General features: G+C 66.6%; 17 protein-coding genes. 9 read left to right on the top strand and 8 right to left on the bottom strand.

Features of this window, described 5'->3' with window-relative positions; genetic code table 11:
- Nucleotides 1-60: 60 nt before the first annotated feature.
- From RQP53_RS01220 to RQP53_RS01205, 4 genes are read left to right on the top strand one after another with little or no spacing between them, the layout of a single operon-like run.
- Nucleotides 61-1356 carry a hypothetical protein gene (locus tag RQP53_RS01220; RefSeq protein WP_315648142.1) on the top strand — a complete coding sequence of 432 codons (1296 nt, stop codon included), beginning with the start codon at nucleotides 61-63 and terminating at the stop codon, nucleotides 1354-1356.
- A complete protein-coding gene (locus RQP53_RS01215) occupies nucleotides 1356-1913 on the top strand; it encodes an FMN-binding protein (RefSeq protein WP_315648141.1) in 558 nt (185 codons plus the stop codon). Before RQP53_RS01220 ends, RQP53_RS01215 begins: the two co-directional genes overlap by 1 nt.
- 10 nt (nucleotides 1914-1923) lie before the next feature.
- On the top strand, nucleotides 1924-2694 hold the full coding sequence (locus RQP53_RS01210; protein ID WP_315648140.1) for an FAD:protein FMN transferase: 771 nt from the start codon (nucleotides 1924-1926) through the stop codon (nucleotides 2692-2694).
- Nucleotides 2691-3128, top strand: a complete 438-nt coding sequence (locus RQP53_RS01205; RefSeq protein WP_315648139.1) for a hypothetical protein — start codon at nucleotides 2691-2693, stop codon at nucleotides 3126-3128. The genes RQP53_RS01210 and RQP53_RS01205 overlap by 4 nt, the downstream gene beginning before the upstream one ends.
- 13 nt (nucleotides 3129-3141) lie before the next feature.
- Here the strand turns inward: RQP53_RS01205 and RQP53_RS01200 are convergent, their stop codons facing one another.
- The 6 genes from RQP53_RS01200 to aptA form a co-directional block, all read right to left on the bottom strand.
- The gene (locus RQP53_RS01200; protein WP_315648138.1) at nucleotides 3142-4140 is read right to left on the bottom strand and encodes a recombination-associated protein RdgC; all 999 of its coding nucleotides are present in this window, start codon (nucleotides 4138-4140) and stop codon (nucleotides 3142-3144) included.
- 84 nt (nucleotides 4141-4224) lie between these two features.
- Entirely contained in the window at nucleotides 4225-4896 is a 672-nt protein-coding gene (locus RQP53_RS01195) for a DsbA family oxidoreductase (protein ID WP_315648136.1), read from the bottom strand.
- 93 nt (nucleotides 4897-4989) lie between these two features.
- Entirely contained in the window at nucleotides 4990-5919 is a 930-nt protein-coding gene (locus RQP53_RS01190; protein ID WP_315648135.1) for a PIG-L deacetylase family protein, read from the bottom strand.
- Between the two features lie 86 nt (nucleotides 5920-6005).
- Nucleotides 6006-6932: a DMT family transporter gene (locus tag RQP53_RS01185; RefSeq protein ID WP_315648133.1), complete on the bottom strand. Its 927-nt coding sequence runs from the start codon at nucleotides 6930-6932 to the stop codon at nucleotides 6006-6008.
- Entirely contained in the window at nucleotides 6929-7738 is an 810-nt protein-coding gene (locus RQP53_RS01180; RefSeq protein WP_315648132.1) for a gamma-glutamyl-gamma-aminobutyrate hydrolase family protein, read from the bottom strand. The genes RQP53_RS01185 and RQP53_RS01180 overlap by 4 nt, the downstream gene beginning before the upstream one ends.
- A gap of 2 nt (nucleotides 7739-7740) precedes the next feature.
- Nucleotides 7741-9069 (bottom strand): omega-aminotransferase AptA, encoded by a 1329-nt coding sequence (gene aptA, locus RQP53_RS01175; RefSeq protein ID WP_315648130.1) that lies wholly within the window; start codon nucleotides 9067-9069, stop codon nucleotides 7741-7743.
- 171 nt (nucleotides 9070-9240) lie between these two features.
- Between aptA and RQP53_RS01170 the strand changes: the two genes are divergently transcribed.
- Nucleotides 9241-9711 carry an Lrp/AsnC family transcriptional regulator gene (locus tag RQP53_RS01170; protein WP_315648129.1) on the top strand — a complete coding sequence of 157 codons (471 nt, stop codon included), beginning with the start codon at nucleotides 9241-9243 and terminating at the stop codon, nucleotides 9709-9711.
- A gap of 15 nt (nucleotides 9712-9726) precedes the next feature.
- Here RQP53_RS01170 and RQP53_RS01165 read toward each other — a convergent pair whose 3' ends face one another.
- Entirely contained in the window at nucleotides 9727-9936 is a 210-nt protein-coding gene (locus RQP53_RS01165; protein WP_315648128.1) for a hypothetical protein, read from the bottom strand.
- A 245-nt stretch (nucleotides 9937-10181) separates the two neighbouring features.
- Nucleotides 10182-11072, bottom strand: coding sequence for a DMT family transporter (locus RQP53_RS01160; RefSeq protein WP_315648127.1), 891 nt, complete (start codon nucleotides 11070-11072; stop codon nucleotides 10182-10184).
- Between the two features lie 109 nt (nucleotides 11073-11181).
- Here RQP53_RS01160 and RQP53_RS01155 point away from each other — a divergent pair, with 109 nt between their 5' ends.
- The 4 genes from RQP53_RS01155 to RQP53_RS01140 all read left to right on the top strand — a co-directional run bounded on the left by RQP53_RS01155 (nucleotide 11182) and on the right by RQP53_RS01140 (nucleotide 17241).
- Entirely contained in the window at nucleotides 11182-11964 is a 783-nt protein-coding gene (locus RQP53_RS01155) for a ferritin-like domain-containing protein (RefSeq protein ID WP_315648126.1), read from the top strand.
- A gap of 100 nt (nucleotides 11965-12064) precedes the next feature.
- Nucleotides 12065-12589, top strand: a complete 525-nt coding sequence (locus RQP53_RS01150; protein WP_315648124.1) for a gamma carbonic anhydrase family protein — start codon at nucleotides 12065-12067, stop codon at nucleotides 12587-12589.
- On the top strand, nucleotides 12589-13551 hold the full coding sequence (gene hslO, locus RQP53_RS01145; RefSeq protein ID WP_315648123.1) for an Hsp33 family molecular chaperone HslO: 963 nt from the start codon (nucleotides 12589-12591) through the stop codon (nucleotides 13549-13551). Before RQP53_RS01150 ends, hslO begins: the two co-directional genes overlap by 1 nt.
- 147 nt (nucleotides 13552-13698) lie before the next feature.
- Nucleotides 13699-17241, top strand: coding sequence for a hypothetical protein (locus tag RQP53_RS01140; protein ID WP_315648122.1), 3543 nt, complete (start codon nucleotides 13699-13701; stop codon nucleotides 17239-17241).

Below are 17241 nucleotides of genomic sequence, written 5' to 3'. Positions count from 1 at the left end.
CTCTTCAAGCTTCAAATCATTCCATCGATTATGTCTGCAAAGAACACCTCCTCTCCGCGCTTGTCCCTGACCCGCCTGAGCCTGGCCCTGGCGCTCAGCCTGGGAGCCGCGAGCAGTCAGGCGCAAAGCGCCACCGAACAGGAGCTGATGCGTCGGCTCGACCAGCTGGCCACCGAGCTGAACAAGGTGCGCGCCGAGCTGGGGCAGCTGCAGCAGGCCCAGGCTGCACAAGCGGCGCAGGCCAAAGTGGCCACCGCAGCGGTCCAGCCGCCGCCGGCGACCCTGAGCAGCGCCGAGCTGCCGCCCGCCCAGCCGGCCACTGTCTTGAGTGGTTATGCCGAGCTGAACTACAACCGCCCGAGCAAGTCGAGCAAGGACGCCAGCGCCGATCTGCGCCGCCTGGTGCTGGGCTATCAGCACCGCTTTGACGAGAAGACCAAGGTGGTGGCCGAGATCGAGGTCGAGCATGCAGTCGCTTCTGCCGACGATGCCGGCGAAGTCGCCATCGAACAGGCCTATATCGAGCACCAGCTGAGCCCCAGCCTGGCGCTGCATGGCGGCTTGTTCCTGATGCCCATGGGCCTCTTGAACGAGAACCACGAACCCTCGGCCTATCTGGGCGTCGAGCGCAATTTTGTTGAGACGGCCATCATCCCCAGCACCTGGCGCGAAGGCGGGCTGCAGCTGGTGGCCACGCTGGACAACGGCCTGACGCTGCAGGGCGGCATCTCGACGAGCTTCGATCTGAACAAATGGGACGCCGGTAGCAGCGAAGGCCGCGAGTCGCCGCTGGGTGCCATCCACCAGGAAATGGCCCAGGCCCGCTCGCGCGATCTGGCGCTGTTCGGCGCTGCCAACTGGCGTGGCGTGCCGGGCCTGCTGCTGGGCGCCTCGTTGTTCAGCGGCCAGGCGACGCACAAGCAAACGGCTGTTGATTCGCGCATCACGCTGTGGGACGTGCACGCCCGCTGGACGCCCGGCGCCTGGGATCTGTCCGGTGTCTACACACGCGGCAGCATCAGCAAGACGGCGCAGCTGAACCTGCCGCTTGTCGGTGGTGTCACGCTGATCCCCTCGCGCTTCGAAGGCTGGTATGCGCAGGCCGGCTACAAGCTGTGGGAGCAGGGCAGCTATGCGCTGACGCCGTTTGTGCGCTGGGAGCAGTTCAACACGGCCAGCCGCTATGCCGATCTGGGGCAAGGCCTGACCCCGGCGGTGGCGCCTGCCGAGCGCGTCATCACCCTGGGCGCCAACTTCCAGCTGACGCCGGGCGTGGTCTTCAAGGCGGATTGGCAGCGCTTCCGCGAGAACAGTGATCTGGACCGCTTCAACCTCGGCCTGGGCTGGAGCTTCTGATGGCGCGGATGAGCGTGCTGCTCGCGGCACCGGCCCTGGTCGGCGCGGCGTTGGCGCCGGCCTCGGCCTTTGCCGTCAATTACCTGACGGTGGAGCAGGCCGGCAAGCTGCTGTTTGCCGAGGCCGATCGCTTCGAGCAGCGCTACTGGCAGCTGGATGCCGAGCAGCTGCAAAAGCTCGCCGCCAGTGGCGTCAAGCCGCGCAGCGCACGCTGGACGCTGCGACTGGCCTGGCGCGGCAAGGAACTGCTCGGCGTGCTGGTGGCCGACGAGGTGATCGGCAAGTTCGAGCTGATCAGCTATGCGGTCGGCGTGGGCGCCGATGGGGTGCTCAAGGGCGTCGAAATCCTGGCCTACCGCGAGAGCCACGGCAGCGAAATCCGGCTGCCGGCCTGGCGCAAGCAGTTCGTCGGCAAGACAGCCGCCGCACCGATCAAGCTCGGCGATGACATCGCCAACATCTCCGGCGCGACGCTCAGCTGCGGCCATGTCACCGAGGGCGTGAAGCGCATCGTGCAGGTGATTGAGCTGGCCCGGCGCAGCGCTGTGCTGGCATGAGTGAAGCGGCATGAGCGAGCTGCACGATCAGGGCGCGGATGTGCAAAGGCGGGCCCGCCCGCTGCTCGGCACCCTGGTCGAGATCAGCTTGCCGGCCGAGGTCTCGCCGGCCTGCTTTGAGGCAGCCTTTGCGGCCATTGGCCAGGTGCAAGGTGCCTTGTCACGCTTCGAGCCGGACAGCGAGCTGAGTCGCTTTCACGCCCTCGCCACTGGCGAATCGCTGGCCTTGCAGCCGCTCAGCCAGCGGGTGTTCGCCGCGGCCGCCTGGCTGCAAGCGCAGAGCGAGGGGCTGTTCGACATCAGCCAGGGCAGCGCGCCACAGGGCTGGCGTTTGCAAGGCGGGCGTCTGCACAAGCTGGCCAGCGAGGTGGCGCTGGACCTGGGTGGCCTGGCCAAGGGCTACGCCGTTGATCGGGCGGTGGCGGCGCTGCGTCGCTGTGGAGCGGCTTGGGTGGCTGTGAATGCCGGCGGTGATCTGCGGGTGTCCGGCCCGCGGCCCGTGGCGCTGCAGCTGCGCGATGAAGAGCAGGGCGCCGTGCGACCATTTGCCGAGCTTTGCAACGGCAGCTTTGCCACCAGCTGCTACCTGCCACACAGCCGCAGCCGCTTGTTTCAGGCCGCTGCTGGCCAGCGATCACCGGCCCGGCATGTCAGCGTGGCGGCGCCGCGCTGCCTGTGGGCCGATGCGCTGTGCAAGATCGTGGCGGCCAGCGGTGATGCCAGCCATCCGCTCTTGTCGCGGCTGCAGGCACAGGCCTGGCTGCATGGAGAAACGACGTGAATCCCTTGCTCCGCCTGCCGCGCTGGCAAAAGCGTGCTGCCTATTTTTGCCTGGCCGTGCTGACGCTCAGTGGCCTGGCCTGGCTGCTGCTGCACTACGGTCGCGCTGACGACGAGCTGCCGCTGCCAGCCGAAGGCTGGCTGATGCGCCTGCACGGCCTGGCCTCGATGCTGGCCCTGCTGGTGCTGGGGGCGCTGGCCGGTCAGCATGTGCCGGCCGGCTGGCGGCTGGCCCGGCGCCATCGCCGAGCGCGCCAGCGCGCGACGGGCCTGCTGCTGTCGGCGCTGTTGGGCGCTGCGGTGCTCAGCGCCTATGCGCTGTACTACCTCGTGCCCGAGACCTGGCACGCTGGCCTGGGCGGGCTGCACGCCGGCCTCGGTGTGTTTGCACTGCTGGGCTGGTGGCTGCACCGGCCGCGGCGCCAGAGGATCTGAAGCGTTAGCCGGCTCAGTCCCAAGGCGCCTTTTCGAGGGCTGCCTCAGCCGTGCTGTCGGCAGCGGGGCTGAGTGCGAGGCTGCTGGGCAGCTCGCTCGGCAGGGCGCCGCCAGCGGCGAAATCGTGCTCGCCGCCGAGGCCGTCGATCAGCTCGGGAATCAGCTTGCCCAGCTCGATGGTGGCGATGGCCGCGTCGGCGTCAAAGGCCTCGTCCTTGCTGGCCTTGTCGCGGCCCTCGAAGACCAGATCGAGGAAGCTGATCTTCTTGATCTGCAGCGTGTCGGTCAGCATGAAGGACACGCGATCACGCCAGGTCAGCGCCAGCTTGGTTGGCGCCTTGCCGCATTGCAGGTGCTGGCGCACCTCCTCGATGTCCAGCGCATGGCGGGCATAGCGGACGACCGACTTCATCTCGTCCTCGCTCTTCAACTCGCATTCGCGATCGATGCTGAAGCCCTCGGGTGCGACGCCGTCCATCAGCCAGGCGGCCATGCAGACCGCCGGCGATTCTGCCGTCTGCACCAGCTGCAAGGACAGGCCCTCGCAGGCCTTGATCAGCAGGGTGACGACCTCGTCGGCGCGGGCCGGCGAGCTGGCGTCGATCATCAGCAGGCCTTGCTGGGGATTGATCCAGATGCGGATGCTGCTCTGCTTGGTGAAAGCCTGCGGCAGCAGTTCCTGGGTGACCTGCTCCTTCAGCTCCTTGCTGGCCTTCTTGCCCGGCTTGCGCCCGGTTTCCTGCTCGATGCGCGCGGCCAGTTCGTCGACCCGACGCTTGACCACCGAGCCCGGCAGCACCCGCTGCTCGACCGCCAGCTTGAGCAGCCAATGGCCGCCGATGTCCTCGACCAGCGGCCCATGCTTGATGCCGCGCGGCTCGACCCAACCGACCGAGATCGCCTGCGTGGCGCCACATTCGACAAAACGGCCCTGGTCCAGGGCTTCTTCAATCTGCGCTGCCGTCGGCTGCCAGCCGGCGCCGCAGCGATACACCATCAGGTTCTTGAACACGGCCAATCCTGCTCTGTGGAAAAAGAAGACGCCCGCGGTGGCGGGCGTCTGTGTTGCTCTGAAAACGCTTGGCGCTATTGTCTCTCAACCCTCGCGGGGAACCTGGGACGGCAGGTCGCTGGCGCTGGCCACCTGGCGCAGCAACTGCTCGAAGACCTCGGGCTCCTGACCGCCCTGGATCAGGTGCATGTCGTTGATGATGATGGAGGGCACCGAGTGAATGCCCTGGGCGTGATAGAAGTCTTCCTGCTCGCGCACCTCGGCGGCGTAGCGATCGCTGCTCAGCACCGCTTGCGCCTCGGCCACATCGAGGCCCAGTGCCACCACTTTCTCCAGCATCAGGCCATGGTCGCTTGGCTTCTTGCCTTCGCTGAAATAGGCGCTGAACAGGGCCAGCTTCAGGTCGTGCTGAGCGCTGGCGCTTTGGGTTCCCGCCCAGTGCAGCAGGCGGTGGCAGTCGAAGGTGTTGTAGATGCGGCTGCGCGCCTGCAGGTCGAAGGTGAAGCCGAGCTCGGCACCGCGCTTTCGAATCGCCTCGCGCACCGCGGCGCCCTGCGCAGGCGTGCTGCCGTATTTCTGCTGCAGATGCTCCTCGAGATCCTGACCTTCGTCGGCCATGCGCGGGTTCAGCTCGAAGGGCTGGAATTGCAGCGTGTAGCTGAACTCGGGGCCGAGGCGATCAATCGCCTTTTCCAGCGACTTCAGGCCAATGACGCACCAGGGGCAGGACACGTCGGAAACAAAATCGATCTTCATGGCGGGACTCTAGCCGATGCAGCATTCACTTGCCCAGGCCAGGTCTTGCCGCTGCATCGAGCGAAGCCGCGGAGGCGGCTCGGCTGTATCGGCTCAGCGTGCCACCGCCGTGGCGCGCAACCAGTTGCCGTTCAAGCGTTCCTTGGCCGGGCAGAGCCTGGGGCTGAGATCCTGGCGCCAGGCGCCGCCGCCCCAGAGGCTGAGCTGGTACAGCGTGGCAAAGCCGAAATCGGGCGGTGCTGAGCCGGCCCCGCCGATCATTTCGCCGCCGCGGCGCACGTTGTCGGCCATCCAGGCCGGCAGGCGCAGGTGGTAGGGGTTGCGCTCGACCTCGCCGCGGTGTTGGGCCAGGGCCTGCACCAGCCGGGCGGTATCGGCGCAGCTGGTTTCTATCATGCAGTTCGGGCTGGATTGGGTGGCCCAGTACTCCGTCTGGCCGAGCACGCAGCGATGGCTGCTGCGTGCCAGCGCCTGGGTGACCAGGTGGTGCACGCCCATATGGGTGGCGATGCCATCGCCGGCATGGGGCAGCAGGATCAGCTCCGGGCGCTCGTCGGCGATCAACTGCGCAACCCGCTCGACATGCGAGCGCCACAGCGTGGGCGCCAGGTCTTGTGTCTCGGGCTTGACCTGCTCCAGGCCATCGTCACCCAGTTTGCGGGTGTCAAAGCCCAGCAGTTCGCAGGCCTGCTGCAATTCGCTCCAGCGGCCGGCACGGCGATCAAGCCGGCTGCCCAAGGTGACGGCGATATTGCTGACCCGCCATTGCCCCTCCTGACGCAGGCGCAGCGGCAGGGCGCCGACGATGCATTCGTCGTCGGGGTGCGGAGAAAAAATCATGCAGTGGCCGCCCGGGGCCTGGCTCTTGGCCTGAGGCAGCGGGGGCTCGGCATCGCTGACTTGCATCAGCCGGGCGAACTGGCAGACCCAGTCATGCCAGTGCTGAAACTCATTGGCGGCATCGGTCAGGGTGCCGGTCAGGGTGTCAATGTGCGCAGCGCGCTGCTGGGGAAGGGACAACATCAGATACTTCTCAGGTCTGCTGCCTGTTGTGCGCGGCTGCACAAGGCCTTGAGGCCGGATATTAGTGCAAGCGTAGGAAAACTACGTCAGGGCAAACGCGGCTGCGGTTGGGCTTCGGGCCAGGTGGCCAGCAGCACGCCGGCCAGGGCCAGCAGCATGGCGGGTAGCAGTCCCGCGCTCAAGGACTCGCCCAGCACCAGCACGCCCACGGCCGTGGTCGCCATCGGCAGAAAGACCATGAACACACCGGCCTGGGCGGCCGGCACCCGGCGCAGCCCGGCCATCCACAGCCAGACGGTGATCATGCTGGCAGCGGCCGCGTAAAAGAGCAGCAAGAGCCAGGCGCTCGTGCTGACAGCAGCGAAATCAAAGTCCAGCGCCTGCCTCAGGCCCAGTGGCGTGACCAGCAGCAGGCCCCAGAGATTGATCAGCGCGCTGATGCGGCGTGGGGGCAGGTCTTGCGTCAGGCGCTTGCCGATGACGACGTAGCAGGCTTCGCAAAACACCGCAGCCAGCAAGAGCAGCACGCCCAGTCCGCTGCTTGGCGGCTGCGCCAGTGCGGCGCCAGCGCCGGCGTCGACGCGTGCGAGGCCGATCCAGGCAATGCCGGCCACGCTCAGGGCAATACCGGCGAGGCTGCGCGGCCGCAGTTGCTCGTCCAGAAAGATGCGACTCAGCAAGGCCACGGCGGCCGGGATGCCGGCCATCACGATGGCGGCGACGACGGCGCTGCTCTGCCGCAGGCCGTAGAGCAGGCAGATCGAAAACAGAAAATTGCCGAGCAGCGATTCAAGAAACAGCAGGCCACGCGTGCGCCCGTCCAATGGCGGCTCATCCGCGCGACGGCGCAGCCAGCCCAGCATCAGCACCGCCGCCAGGCCGAAGCGCAGCCAGGCCAGCAAAAAGACAGGGAAGCTGAGCAGCAGCAGCTTGCTCAGACCCACATAGCTGCCGACCAGGCTGGTCGACAGCGCCAGGCAGCCATAGGCCAGCCAGGGCAGGCCGGCCCTCACAGCGCTTGCCGATCGGTCAGGGTCGCGGCGTGGCGCTGATGCTCACGCTCACGTTCACGCTGTCGCTGGCGACAGGCCGCGCCAAAAGCGCTGAGCAGCTGCATCGAGGCCGGGTTGTCAGCCGCCTGCCATTCCGGATGCCATTGCAGGCAGAGCGCAAAGCCGGCACTGCCCGGCACGCTGAAGGCCTCGATCAGGCCATCGTCGGCCCGTGCCTCGATCTGCAGACCATCGGCCAGGCGTTTGATGCCCTGACCATGCAGCGAATTGACCAACAAGCGCGGAGCTGGCAGGAGTTGCCCCAGCAGGCCATCAGGCGCAATGGCGATCTCGTGTGCCGGGCTGTACTGCTCGGCCAGGGTCGCCGGCGCCGGCCTGGCGCGGTGGTCCTGCAGGCCCGGCTGCTCCTGCACCGCCTGGTGCAGCGAACCACCCAGCGCCACATTGACTTCCTGAAAACCGCGGCAGATGCCCAAGAGCGGCACGCCGCGCTGCAGCGCCAGGCGAATCAGCGGCAGGGTCCAGGCGTCGCGCGCCGGGTCCAGCGGCAGGCTCTCGTCATGGACGGGCTCGCCGAAATGGCTGGGGTGAACATTGGACGGCGAGCCAGTCAGCAGCACGCCGTCGGCCATCTCAAGCAACACCTCCAGCTCCTCGGGCCGTGCTGCCGGCACGACCAGGGGCAGACAGCCGGCCAGTCGCACGGCCTCGACATACTGGGTGACGACCAACTGCACCCGCTGCTCGCCAAGCCGCCTATGGTCGGCCGGCAGCAGCACCACCGGGGGAGCTGATGCTGCCCCCATCGTCAGGCGGCCCGGCGCAGCGCGGCGCGCAGCGTGTCGATGATGCGATCGATATGGCTGCGTTCGATGATCAGTGGCGGGCTCAGCGCAATGGTGTCGCCGGTGGTGCGGATCAACAGGCCTTGCTCCCAGCAGTCCAGGAAAATCGAGAAGGCCCGCTTGGCCGGCTCGCCCGGCAGCGGCGAGAGCTCGACGCCGCCGACCAGGCCGATATTGCGCACATCGATCACATGCGGCTCACCCTTCAGGCTGTGCAGGCATTCGGCGAAGTAGGCCTGCATCTCGCCGGCGCGCGTCAGCAGGCCTTCCTCGGCATAAGTGTCCAGTGTGCCCAGCGCAGCGGCGCAGGCCAGCGGATGGGCCGAGTAGGTGTAGCCATGGAAGAACTCGATCAGGTGCTCGGGCCCGTTCATGAAGGTGTCGTGGATCTGCTGCTTGGCGAACACCGCGCCCATGGGCACGCAGCCATTGGTCAGGCCCTTGGCGACGGTCATCAGATCAGGCGTGACGCCAAAGGTCTGGGCCGCAAAGGGATGGCCGGTGCGGCCGAAACCGGTGATGACCTCGTCGAAGATCAGCAGGATGCCGTGCTTGTCGCAGATCTCGCGCAGGCGCTGCAGATAGCCTTGCGGCGGGATCAGCACACCGGTTGAGCCAGCCACCGGCTCGACGATGACGGCGGCAATCGTCGACGCATCGTGCAGCGCGACCAGGCGCTCCAGATCGTCGGCAAACTCGGCGCCATGGGCCGGCTGGCCGACCGAGTAGCTGTTGCGCACCGGATCGTGGGTGTGGCGGATGTGGTCGACGCCGCCCAGCATGGTGCCGAACATCTTGCGGTTGGCGACCATGCCACCGACCGAGATGCCACCGAAATTCACGCCGTGATAGCCGCGCTCGCGGCCGATCAAACGGGTGCGCGCGCCCTCGCCGCGGACACGGTGGTAGGCGATGGCCATCTTCAGCGCCGTGTCCACCGATTCGGAGCCGGAGTTGGTGAAAAACACCTTGTTCAGGCCGGCTGGGGTCAGCGCGGCCAGACGCTCGGCCAGCTCAAAGGCCTTGGGATGGCCCATCTGGAAGGGCGGGGCGAAATCGAGTTCGGCCGCCTGCTGCTGGATCGCCGAGACGATGCGCGGCCGGTTGTGGCCGGCGTTGACGCACCACAGGCCGGCGATGCCGTCGAGCACCTGGCGGCCCTTGTCGTCGACGAAATACATGCCGTCGGCGCGGGTCAGCAGCCGGGGCGATTTCTTGAACTGCCGGTTCGCGGTGAACGGCATCCAATAGGCATCCATGGCCGGGCCCGCGGTCTTTGTGTCTTCGCTCATCGCCTGTGCTCCTCGCTGTCGGTCAAGGCGGGGTCAGGTCTTGCGCTGCCCGCCGGTCCCACAGTCTATGCAGCAATCGGCGCAATGTGCTTGCGCTTTCGTCGCTGCGTCACGGGCGGGTTTGCAACTTGCTGCGATACTTCTGGCTGGTTTTCGCAGGAAATTCGAACGATGGCGGCAGAAGTGAAACTGGATGCGATTGATCGCGCGATTCTGAACGAGCTGCAGCGTGACGGCCGGCTCTCCAATGTGGAGCTGGCGCAGCGTGTCCATCTGTCGCCCTCGGCCTGCCTGAGGCGGGTGAAGCAGCTGGAGGAGAGCGGGGTGATTGCGCAGTATGTGGCGCTGGTCAACCCGAAGGCCGTCGGCAAACAGGGCAGCAGCTACACCATCATCAATCTGGAGCGCGTGTCGCCAGCGGCGCTGGCGGCTTTCGAGCAGGCGGTTCAGGACAGTCCGGACATCCTGGACTGCTTCTACGTGGCGGGAACCAACGACTACCTGATCCGTTTTGCCTACCGTGATTCGGAGGACTTGGAGCGCATGCACACCGCGGTGTTGATGCACCTGCCCGAAGTGGCGCGCTCCAACTCGATGCTGGTGCTGCGCACGATCAAGAAAACGACCGCCTTCGAGTTGTGAGCTGGGGCTCGGGGCTCAGCCGCCGATCAGCGCGATCAGCAGGGTCAGGCCGAACAGGCCGTTGACGGCCATCAGGCCGACTTCTTCCAGGCGCGAGGTGGCAAAGACGTCTTCGGCGGGCGTGGTCTGGATGTCGGTACCGGCGACCAGCGTGGTGGCAACGAAGCTGCTGCGCAGCGGGGCCAGGGTGGCGACGGGGGCAATGAAATTCTTGAATGCAAACATGGAGCTTCTCATGGTCTGATGGACTGTGGTTGAGAAGACCTTGCGGGTGGCCGTTGGCGGCTGCACCCTCACCAAGCCGGGCGGCACGTCCTCATGCCGATCGGTTTTGGCGGTCGGCAGCAGGATCTGTCTGCTGCCTCAGGCCTTGTGATGCCCTCCAGGGCGTCACAGGCGTAAGTGTCGCAGGGATTGGTGAAAACCCTATGACAAGTTGTGGGGTAAACCCGTACTTTCTTGCATAACCATCACGAATACCGCCGCTTGAGCACCGGAATCAGTTGAATCAAGGTCATGCTGATGAAGATCAGCGAGCAGCCGGCCAGGCCCGAAGGGCTCAGCCGCTCGCCCATCATCCAGTAGCCAAACAGCGCGGCGAAGACGGTTTCCGACGACAGGATGATGGCGGCATCGGCTGCATGGGCATAGCGCTGCGCGACCACCTGCGCGGTGAAGGCCACGCCCACCGACATCACACCGGTATAGAGGATCGGCCAGGCGGCGGCCTGCACGGCTTGCAGCGTGGCCGGCTCGAAGGCCAGCGCCCACAGCAGCGCCATCAGGCCGGTGACGAAGAACTGGCCGCTGGCGACACAGAAGGGGGCCGCCATCTTGTCGGCCACGCGGCCGACCATCAGCACATGAACCGCCCAGGGCAGGGCGCTGGCAATCACCCAGGCATCGCCCACGCCGATCTGCAGCGAGCTGGCGCCGGACAGCAGGAAGGCACCCACCAGGCAGGCCAGCCCGCCCGGCCAGACCGACCAATGCGGCCAGTGGCGGTGAAAGAAGATGCCCAGCACCGGCACCAGCGGCACGTAAAGCGCGGTCAGAAAGCCGGCATTGGTGACCGAGGTGTGGACGATGCCAATCTGCTGCATGGCCGCGCCCATCAGCATCAGAACGCCCAAGGCGGTGATCTTGCCGGCCTCGCGCCGGCCTGGCGCACGCTGCTGGGCGTTCAATTGCTGCCACTCGCGCCAGGCCAGCGGGGCAACAACTAGCGCGCCGACCAGGAAGCGAATGCCGGTGAACATCATCGGCCCGATCACGCCCATGCCCTGGGCCTGAGCGACGAAGGCCGAACCCCAGATCAGAGCGATGACGAGCAGCAGCAAATTGGCTTGGACACGGGTCACGAGAGGGCTTTCGCAAGGCGGTGCCGGCCGGGAATGCTGGCGGGCAAAACCCGGCATCATAGGTGGCGGGGCGGGAAAGTCGCCCGGCGGGGCTTCGTAAAATGCGCAGATGCTCTCTCTCAGAACCGCCGCTCTGGCGCCCCTGCTGGCCACCGATGCGGTGCAAAAGGCGCAGCTCACCCTGGCTCTCGATGCCAGCCTGCCCGTCGGCGCCGCGGAAGTCCTGCCTGCGGTCGCCGGCATTCCGGGGCGGCCGGCACGCCCCGAATTGGTGGCTCATGTGCAGCTGGCCCAGCGTTCGCTGCGTACCGTCGAGGGCCGCGCCGCGCTGATTCACTCGATCGCCCATATCGAGCTCAATGCGATCGACCTGGCGCTGGACATCGTCTGGCGTTTCCCGGATCTGCCCGAGGCCTTCTATCGCGACTGGATTGCCATCGCCAAGGAGGAAGCCCAGCACTTCACGCTGCTGCGCGAGCATCTGCTGATGCTGGGCTTTGACTACGGCGACTTCCAGGCCCACAACGCCCTGTGGGAGATGGCGATGCGCACGCAGGACGACATCCTGGCCCGGATTGCCCTGGTGCCGCGCACGCTGGAGGCGCGTGGCTTGGACGCCTCGCCGGCGGTCAAGCGCAAGCTGGTTGGCGCCGGCGATCTGCGGGCCGGCGAGATCCTGGATGTGATCCTGCGAGACGAGATTGGCCATGTGGCGGCCGGCAATCGTTGGTATCGCTGGGTCTGCAGCCAGCGCGGGCTGGACCCGGTGCTGAGCTATGAGGCGCTGGTGCAGCGTTACGAGGCGCCGCGGCCGCGAGCGCCCTTCAATCTGGCGGCGCGCCGCGCCGCTGGATTCAGCGAGGAAGAACTGGAACGGCTGGCGGCGCCTTGAGCGCCGCACAGTGATTGCAGTGCTCATGCGTTCCCGAGCGGCCGGCGCCGCTTCTCTCTAAAATGGTGGGCTTTGCGGCAGCGAGCCCGGGAGTACAGCGATGGCAATCTACCAACTGGGCGAACACTGCCCCGACGTGGCCGACAGCGCCTGGGTGGCCGACAGTGCCGAGGTGATCGGCCGTGTCAGTCTGGCGGAGGACGTCAGCATCTGGTTCCAGGCCGTGCTGCGCGGTGACAGCGACAGCCTGACGATTGGCCGCGGCAGCAACATCCAGGACGGCTCGGTGCTGCATGCCGACACCGGCTATCCGCTGCAGCTGGGCGAAAACGTCACCGTGGGCCACAAGGTGATGCTGCATGGCTGCACGGTGGGCGACAACTCGCTGATCGGCATTGGCGCGGTGGTGCTCAATGGCGCGCGGATCGGACGCAACTGCCTGGTCGGCGCCGGCTCGCTGGTGACCGAAGGCAAGGAATTCCCGGATGGCAGCCTGATCATGGGCGTGCCGGCCAAGGTCGTGCGGCCGCTGTCGCCCGAACAGATTGCTGGCCTGTCGGCCAGTGCCGCGCACTATGTGCGCAACGGTCAGCGTTATGCGGCCGAACTGAAGAAGTTGAAGTGATGAGTGAGCTGCACAAGTTTCTGTTCGAAGGCCTGCCGGTTCGCGGCATGCTGGTGCGCCTGACCGACAGCTGGAAGGAAGTGCTGCGCCGCCGCGATTCCTCGGCCCAGACGCCGGCCGAGGTGCGCGCGTTGATGGGCGAGATGGCCGCCGCTGGTGTGCTGATGCAGTCGAATATCAAGTTCAATGGCTCGCTGATCCTGCAGGTGCTGGGCGACGGCCCGGTCAAGCTGGCAGTGGCCGAAGTGCAGCCGGACCTGAGCTTCCGCAGCACCGCCAAGGTGGTTGGCGAGGTGCCGGCCGGTGCGCAGCTGGAGGCCATGCTCAACGTCGGGGGCCAGGGCCGCTGCGCCATCACGCTGGACCCCAAGGACAAATTCCCCGGCCAGCAGCCTTACCAGGGCGTGGTGCCCTTACACGGCGATCAGCGCGAACCCTTGCAAAAGCTCTCCGAGGTGCTGGAGCACTACATGCTGCAGTCGGAGCAGCTGGACACCAAGCTGGTGCTGGCCGCGAACGATGAGATCGCTGCCGGCCTGCTGATCCAGCGCCTGCCCATCGAGGGCGAGGGCAATCTGGGGGCGCGCAACGAGGACGATATCGGCCTGTCTGACGCCTTCAACCGCATCAGCATGCTGGCCGCCACGCTGACCAGCGAAGAGCTGCTCGGCCTGGACGCCGAGACCATTCTGCGTCGGCTGTTCTGGGAAGAAACGGTGCGCCGCTTCGAGCCGCTGAGCCCGCGCTTTGCCTGCAGCTGCTCACGCGAGCGGGTCGGCAATATGCTGAAGGGCCTCGGCCGCGAGGAGATCGACGGCGTGCTGGCCGAACGCGGCATTGTCGAGATCTCCTGCGACTTCTGCGGCCTGCACTACCACTTTGATGCAGTGGACGTCGGCGGTCTATTCGCCGGCCAGCAAGGCGGCGGCGAGCTGCCTCCGGCTGCCGGGGCGATGCACTGAGCCTGTCGCTCATGCGGGCCGCGATGGCTGTGTTGCAGTCTGCGTTGTGGCGGCATCCCTAAGGCGAAGGACATCTGCGCTTGACCTGAGCGCGCAGAGCTGAGACTGTCAGCCTCCAGTGCCGCAGCCACGCGGCGTGGAGCCTGAATGAGCGATGCGAAGTCCGGTCTGCCCTGGACCAGCCTGGCGGTGCTGGCCGCCTTTGTGATGAGCACTCAGCTGGTGCCGCATGTGTTCGAGCCGCTTCGCCCGCCCGAGAAGGAGCGCGCCCAGGCCGCCATCGGGAGCCAGTTCCCCATTGATGCACGGCTGTGGGAAGACCCGTTCGCGGCGCTCCGGCGCTACGAGAGCGAGCGCAATGAGCGCTGCGAGAAGCGCAGCAAGGCGCCGCAGGACCAGCTCGATTGCAGGCAGGAGACGGTGAATGAGCAGCTGCGCTTGCTGGCGCCGCGGGATAGAGGCGCCGCGTCGGCGGTAGCCGCCACACCCGCCAGCCTGGCCGCGCCTGAAAAGCGTGGGGGCTCGGAGGTCCGCCCCGAAACTTTGGTGCTGGCTGCATTGGTACCAGGCAATCCCTTTGTCGGCGCTGAGGAGAGCCGGCGCCGCACGCGCTATGCCATCTTGGCGGGTCTGCAGTCGGTCGGCTATGTGCCCACCGAGGCCGAGCGCCTGGGGCTACTCAGCGTGCCGCGCGCCGAACTGCTGTCTGGCGCGGAAGCGGCGGCCATCGCCAGCACGGCCATTCGCAGCAAGCCAGGCAACGCCGATCAGGGGCGGGCGCCCGCACTGTTCCAGCTGCCTTTTGAGCAATTTGAGCTATCGGCCGAATGGGCGCCCAAGGCTGGCAATCAGCGCTACCGACGTGTTCTGCTGCTATGGATTGATGAGAGTGCCCTGCCGCAGCCCAAGCTCAATGCCCTGGCCCTGCTGGCGGTCCGCCTGCTTGGCGTTCGGTCCGAGGATCAGCCTGGCGAGCCAGCCTGCCAGCGGCAGCGACTGGCGGACTTCGCCGTCATCGGCCCCTCGTCGACGGATGCGCTGCGCACCGCGCTGGCCGATCTGGATCGAGCCAGCCTGACCGTCAAGGACTACCCGCACAAGAGCGAGCGTGGCCAATGTCTGGCCACCCGGCTGAACTTGCCGGCGGGGCACAACGATTTGCGCCTGGGCTATGCCGAACTGGCGCGCACCCGTTTCTTCAGCGCCGCTTCCACAGCCCCAGCGCGCTTTCTGAGCGAACTGGGGGCCAAGGCCGATGTGGACGACTTTTTGTCCGAGCAGTTCGGCCAGGTGCTGGAACCGCTGCTGCCAATGCGGGAGGGCCAGCGCCAGCGGCCCAAGATCAGCTTCACCCGCACCATCGCGACCGACGATCTGCTGATCAAGCGCCTGGTCAATGAGTTGCAGCAGAGGCTGTCGCCCACACATCGGCAGCGCATCGTGCTGGTGGCCGAGCGCGACTCGCGCTATGCCCAGGCCCTGGTTGCCGAGTTACGCAGCCAATTGACCGCCGCCATGCCGGGCGAGGAAAAGTTTTGGCAGCTTCAGGTCATGTACTACTTTCGCGGCCTCGATGGCGTGACCGGCAAGGACAGTGGCGGAGGCACTGGCGACAAGCCCGCACCGCCCAACGCCAATGACGCCAGCCGCATCGAATGGCCGGAGGCGCGTGATCAGCTCGACTATCTGCGCCGGATGGCGGGGCAGTTGCAGCGCAGCGAGATGGATCGAAGCTCGGGCTTCAATGGGCGCATCAGTGCCATCGGCGTGATCGGCTTTGATGTGCACGACAAGCTGCTGGTGTTGCAGGCACTGCACGACAGCTTCAGTGACAAGGTCTTCTTCACCACCGACATGGATGCCCGTCTGCTGCATCCGCGCGCTTTGCCCTTCACCCGCAATCTGATCGTGGCCAGCAGCCTGCCGCTTGAGCTGCCGCTGGGCGGCGATGCCGGGACGCCCGATCTGCGCCAGGGCACGCCGCCGCTGCGCGACTCGTACCAGACGGCCTCGTATCTGGCCGCTCGCAGCGCCGCCTGCGCCGACGATAACTGCCGCGACGCCGAGGCCCGTGCCGTGGCGCCAATGCTGAAACAGCCGCGCTTGTATGAGCTGGGGCGCAGCCGCGCGGTCGGCCTGGACGCTGCGTCCAAGACTGCCGAGGACAGCTGGTCCGAGCGTTGGCAGGGGCGCGTGGCTGGGCTTTTGTTCGGACTGCTCTTGACGGCCTTGTTCGTCTGGCCGTCGACACCGGCCTTGCGCGCTCTGCGGCTGGCGCTGAGCAAGGAAGGGCAGGGCAGCCTGCGCGCCAGTGTTGCGGCCATCTGCGCCATGCATATCGGGGTGCTGGGTCTGGTGGCCAGCAGCCTCCGCGGCTTCGTTTCAGCAAGTCCCGCGACGCCACTGGCGATGGGCGTGATGGCACTGGGCTTGTCGCTGTTGAGCTTTGCCATCCTGCGCTCGGCGCTGGCGCTGAAATGGTTCAGGCGAATGCATCTGAGGGTGGGCGTACTGGCATTGCTGGCTTGCGGACTGCTGCTCGTGCAGCTGCCCTTGGGCGGCAAGGTCTGCACCGACTGTGAACCGTTGCTCTGGTTCGAAGGCGTCAGTGCCTGGCCGTCGCTGCTGCTGCAGCTGGCTGCGCTGGTGGTCTTGGTGCTGAGTTGGGACTTGATCTGGGATGTCAGCCTGAACTCGCTCGCCGAGGACAGCGACTGGCTGCAGGTCCGGCCGCAATGCACGGCCCAGCAGACCCGTTCATGGGCTGGTGGCCTGCGCCGGCTCAGCGTGCTGCGCTGGCCACGGCCGGATGGACTGAGCTGCGACTTTCAAAGTCTCTGGACCGAATATGCCTTGCGCGGCGCTCCCTTGCCACGTGGGCTGCGCATCCTGGCCGGCTTTTTGCTCAGTCTGGTCTTGGGGGCGACGGCGATCCATTTCTTCTCGCAAGGCAGCGCGCTGGCGATTCCCGTCCGCGGGGCGACGCACCGCGAACTGGTTGGCGCCTGCCTGTATCTGGTGTTGCTGCTGTTACCCATGCTGATCATGGCGGCTGCCGATGCCACGCTGCTGGCCTGCCGCTTTGTTCAGCACCTGAACAAGGGGCGCAGCGTCTATCCGCCCACTTGCATCAAGCGCTTTGCGCTGAGCCTCGGAGCGGCGCAGGCGCCGCAATGGCAGCAAGGCATTGCCGCCTTGCCGCAGCAGCGGCTGGAGAAGGGGCGCACCGGCGATCACAGCCTCTTGGATGACTGGCTGGACATGCAACTGATCGCCCGCCGCACGGCCACAGTGGCGCCGCTGGTGATCGGGCCCTTCGTGGTGCTCGCCATTCTGCTGGTGGCGCGCAGCCGGGTGTTTGACAACTGGTCGATCAATCTTGCAGTGGCCGTGGCTGCCAGCGCTTTCTTACTCTGGTTGATGCTGATGAGTGCGCTGCTCAAGCATGTGGTCGAGCAGGCGCGCAGTCGGGCGCTGGCCAGCATGCAGGCCGATCTGCGCTGGCTGCGCGGTGCCGGCGCCGATTGGAAGGACTTGATACAGCCGTTCGAAAAGCTGATCGAGCAGGTGCGAGACATGCGCGCCGGTGCCTTTGCCGGCTTCTTCGAGCAGCCTTTGCTGCGCGCCCTGCTGGTACCGCTGGGCAGCGCTGGCGGCGCGCAGCTGCTGGAGTACCTGGCCTCGATCTGA

The organism is Roseateles aquae (assembly GCF_032337115.1).
Taxonomy (GTDB): Bacteria; Pseudomonadota; Gammaproteobacteria; order Burkholderiales; family Burkholderiaceae_C; genus Roseateles_C; species Roseateles_C aquae.
Note: the sequence above shows the minus strand (reverse complement) of the source record. Positions and strands in the feature narration are given on the sequence as shown.

Bases quoted from the DNA above. Each gene is read 5' to 3' on its own strand.
- RQP53_RS01155 (WP_315648126.1), top strand. From the start codon at position 11,182: ATGCTCTCTCTCAGAACCGCCGCTCTGGCGCCCCTGCTGGCCACCGAT.
- RQP53_RS01195 (WP_315648136.1), bottom strand. From the start codon at position 4,896: ATGAAGATCGATTTTGTTTCCGACGTGTCCTGCCCCTGGTGCGTCATT.
- RQP53_RS01140 (WP_315648122.1), top strand. From the start codon at position 13,699: ATGAGCGATGCGAAGTCCGGTCTGCCCTGGACCAGCCTGGCGGTGCTG.
- RQP53_RS01165 (WP_315648128.1), bottom strand. From the start codon at position 9,936: ATGTTTGCATTCAAGAATTTCATTGCCCCCGTCGCCACCCTGGCCCCG.
- RQP53_RS01215 (WP_315648141.1), top strand. From the start codon at position 1,356: ATGGCGCGGATGAGCGTGCTGCTCGCGGCACCGGCCCTGGTCGGCGCG.
- RQP53_RS01170 (WP_315648129.1), top strand. From the start codon at position 9,241: ATGGCGGCAGAAGTGAAACTGGATGCGATTGATCGCGCGATTCTGAAC.
- RQP53_RS01190 (WP_315648135.1), bottom strand. From the start codon at position 5,919: ATGTTGTCCCTTCCCCAGCAGCGCGCTGCGCACATTGACACCCTGACC.
- RQP53_RS01150 (WP_315648124.1), top strand. From the start codon at position 12,065: ATGGCAATCTACCAACTGGGCGAACACTGCCCCGACGTGGCCGACAGC.
- aptA (WP_315648130.1), bottom strand. From the start codon at position 9,069: ATGAGCGAAGACACAAAGACCGCGGGCCCGGCCATGGATGCCTATTGG.
- hslO (WP_315648123.1), top strand. From the start codon at position 12,589: ATGAGTGAGCTGCACAAGTTTCTGTTCGAAGGCCTGCCGGTTCGCGGC.
- RQP53_RS01180 (WP_315648132.1), bottom strand. From the start codon at position 7,738: ATGGGGGCAGCATCAGCTCCCCCGGTGGTGCTGCTGCCGGCCGACCAT.
- RQP53_RS01210 (WP_315648140.1), top strand. From the start codon at position 1,924: ATGAGCGAGCTGCACGATCAGGGCGCGGATGTGCAAAGGCGGGCCCGC.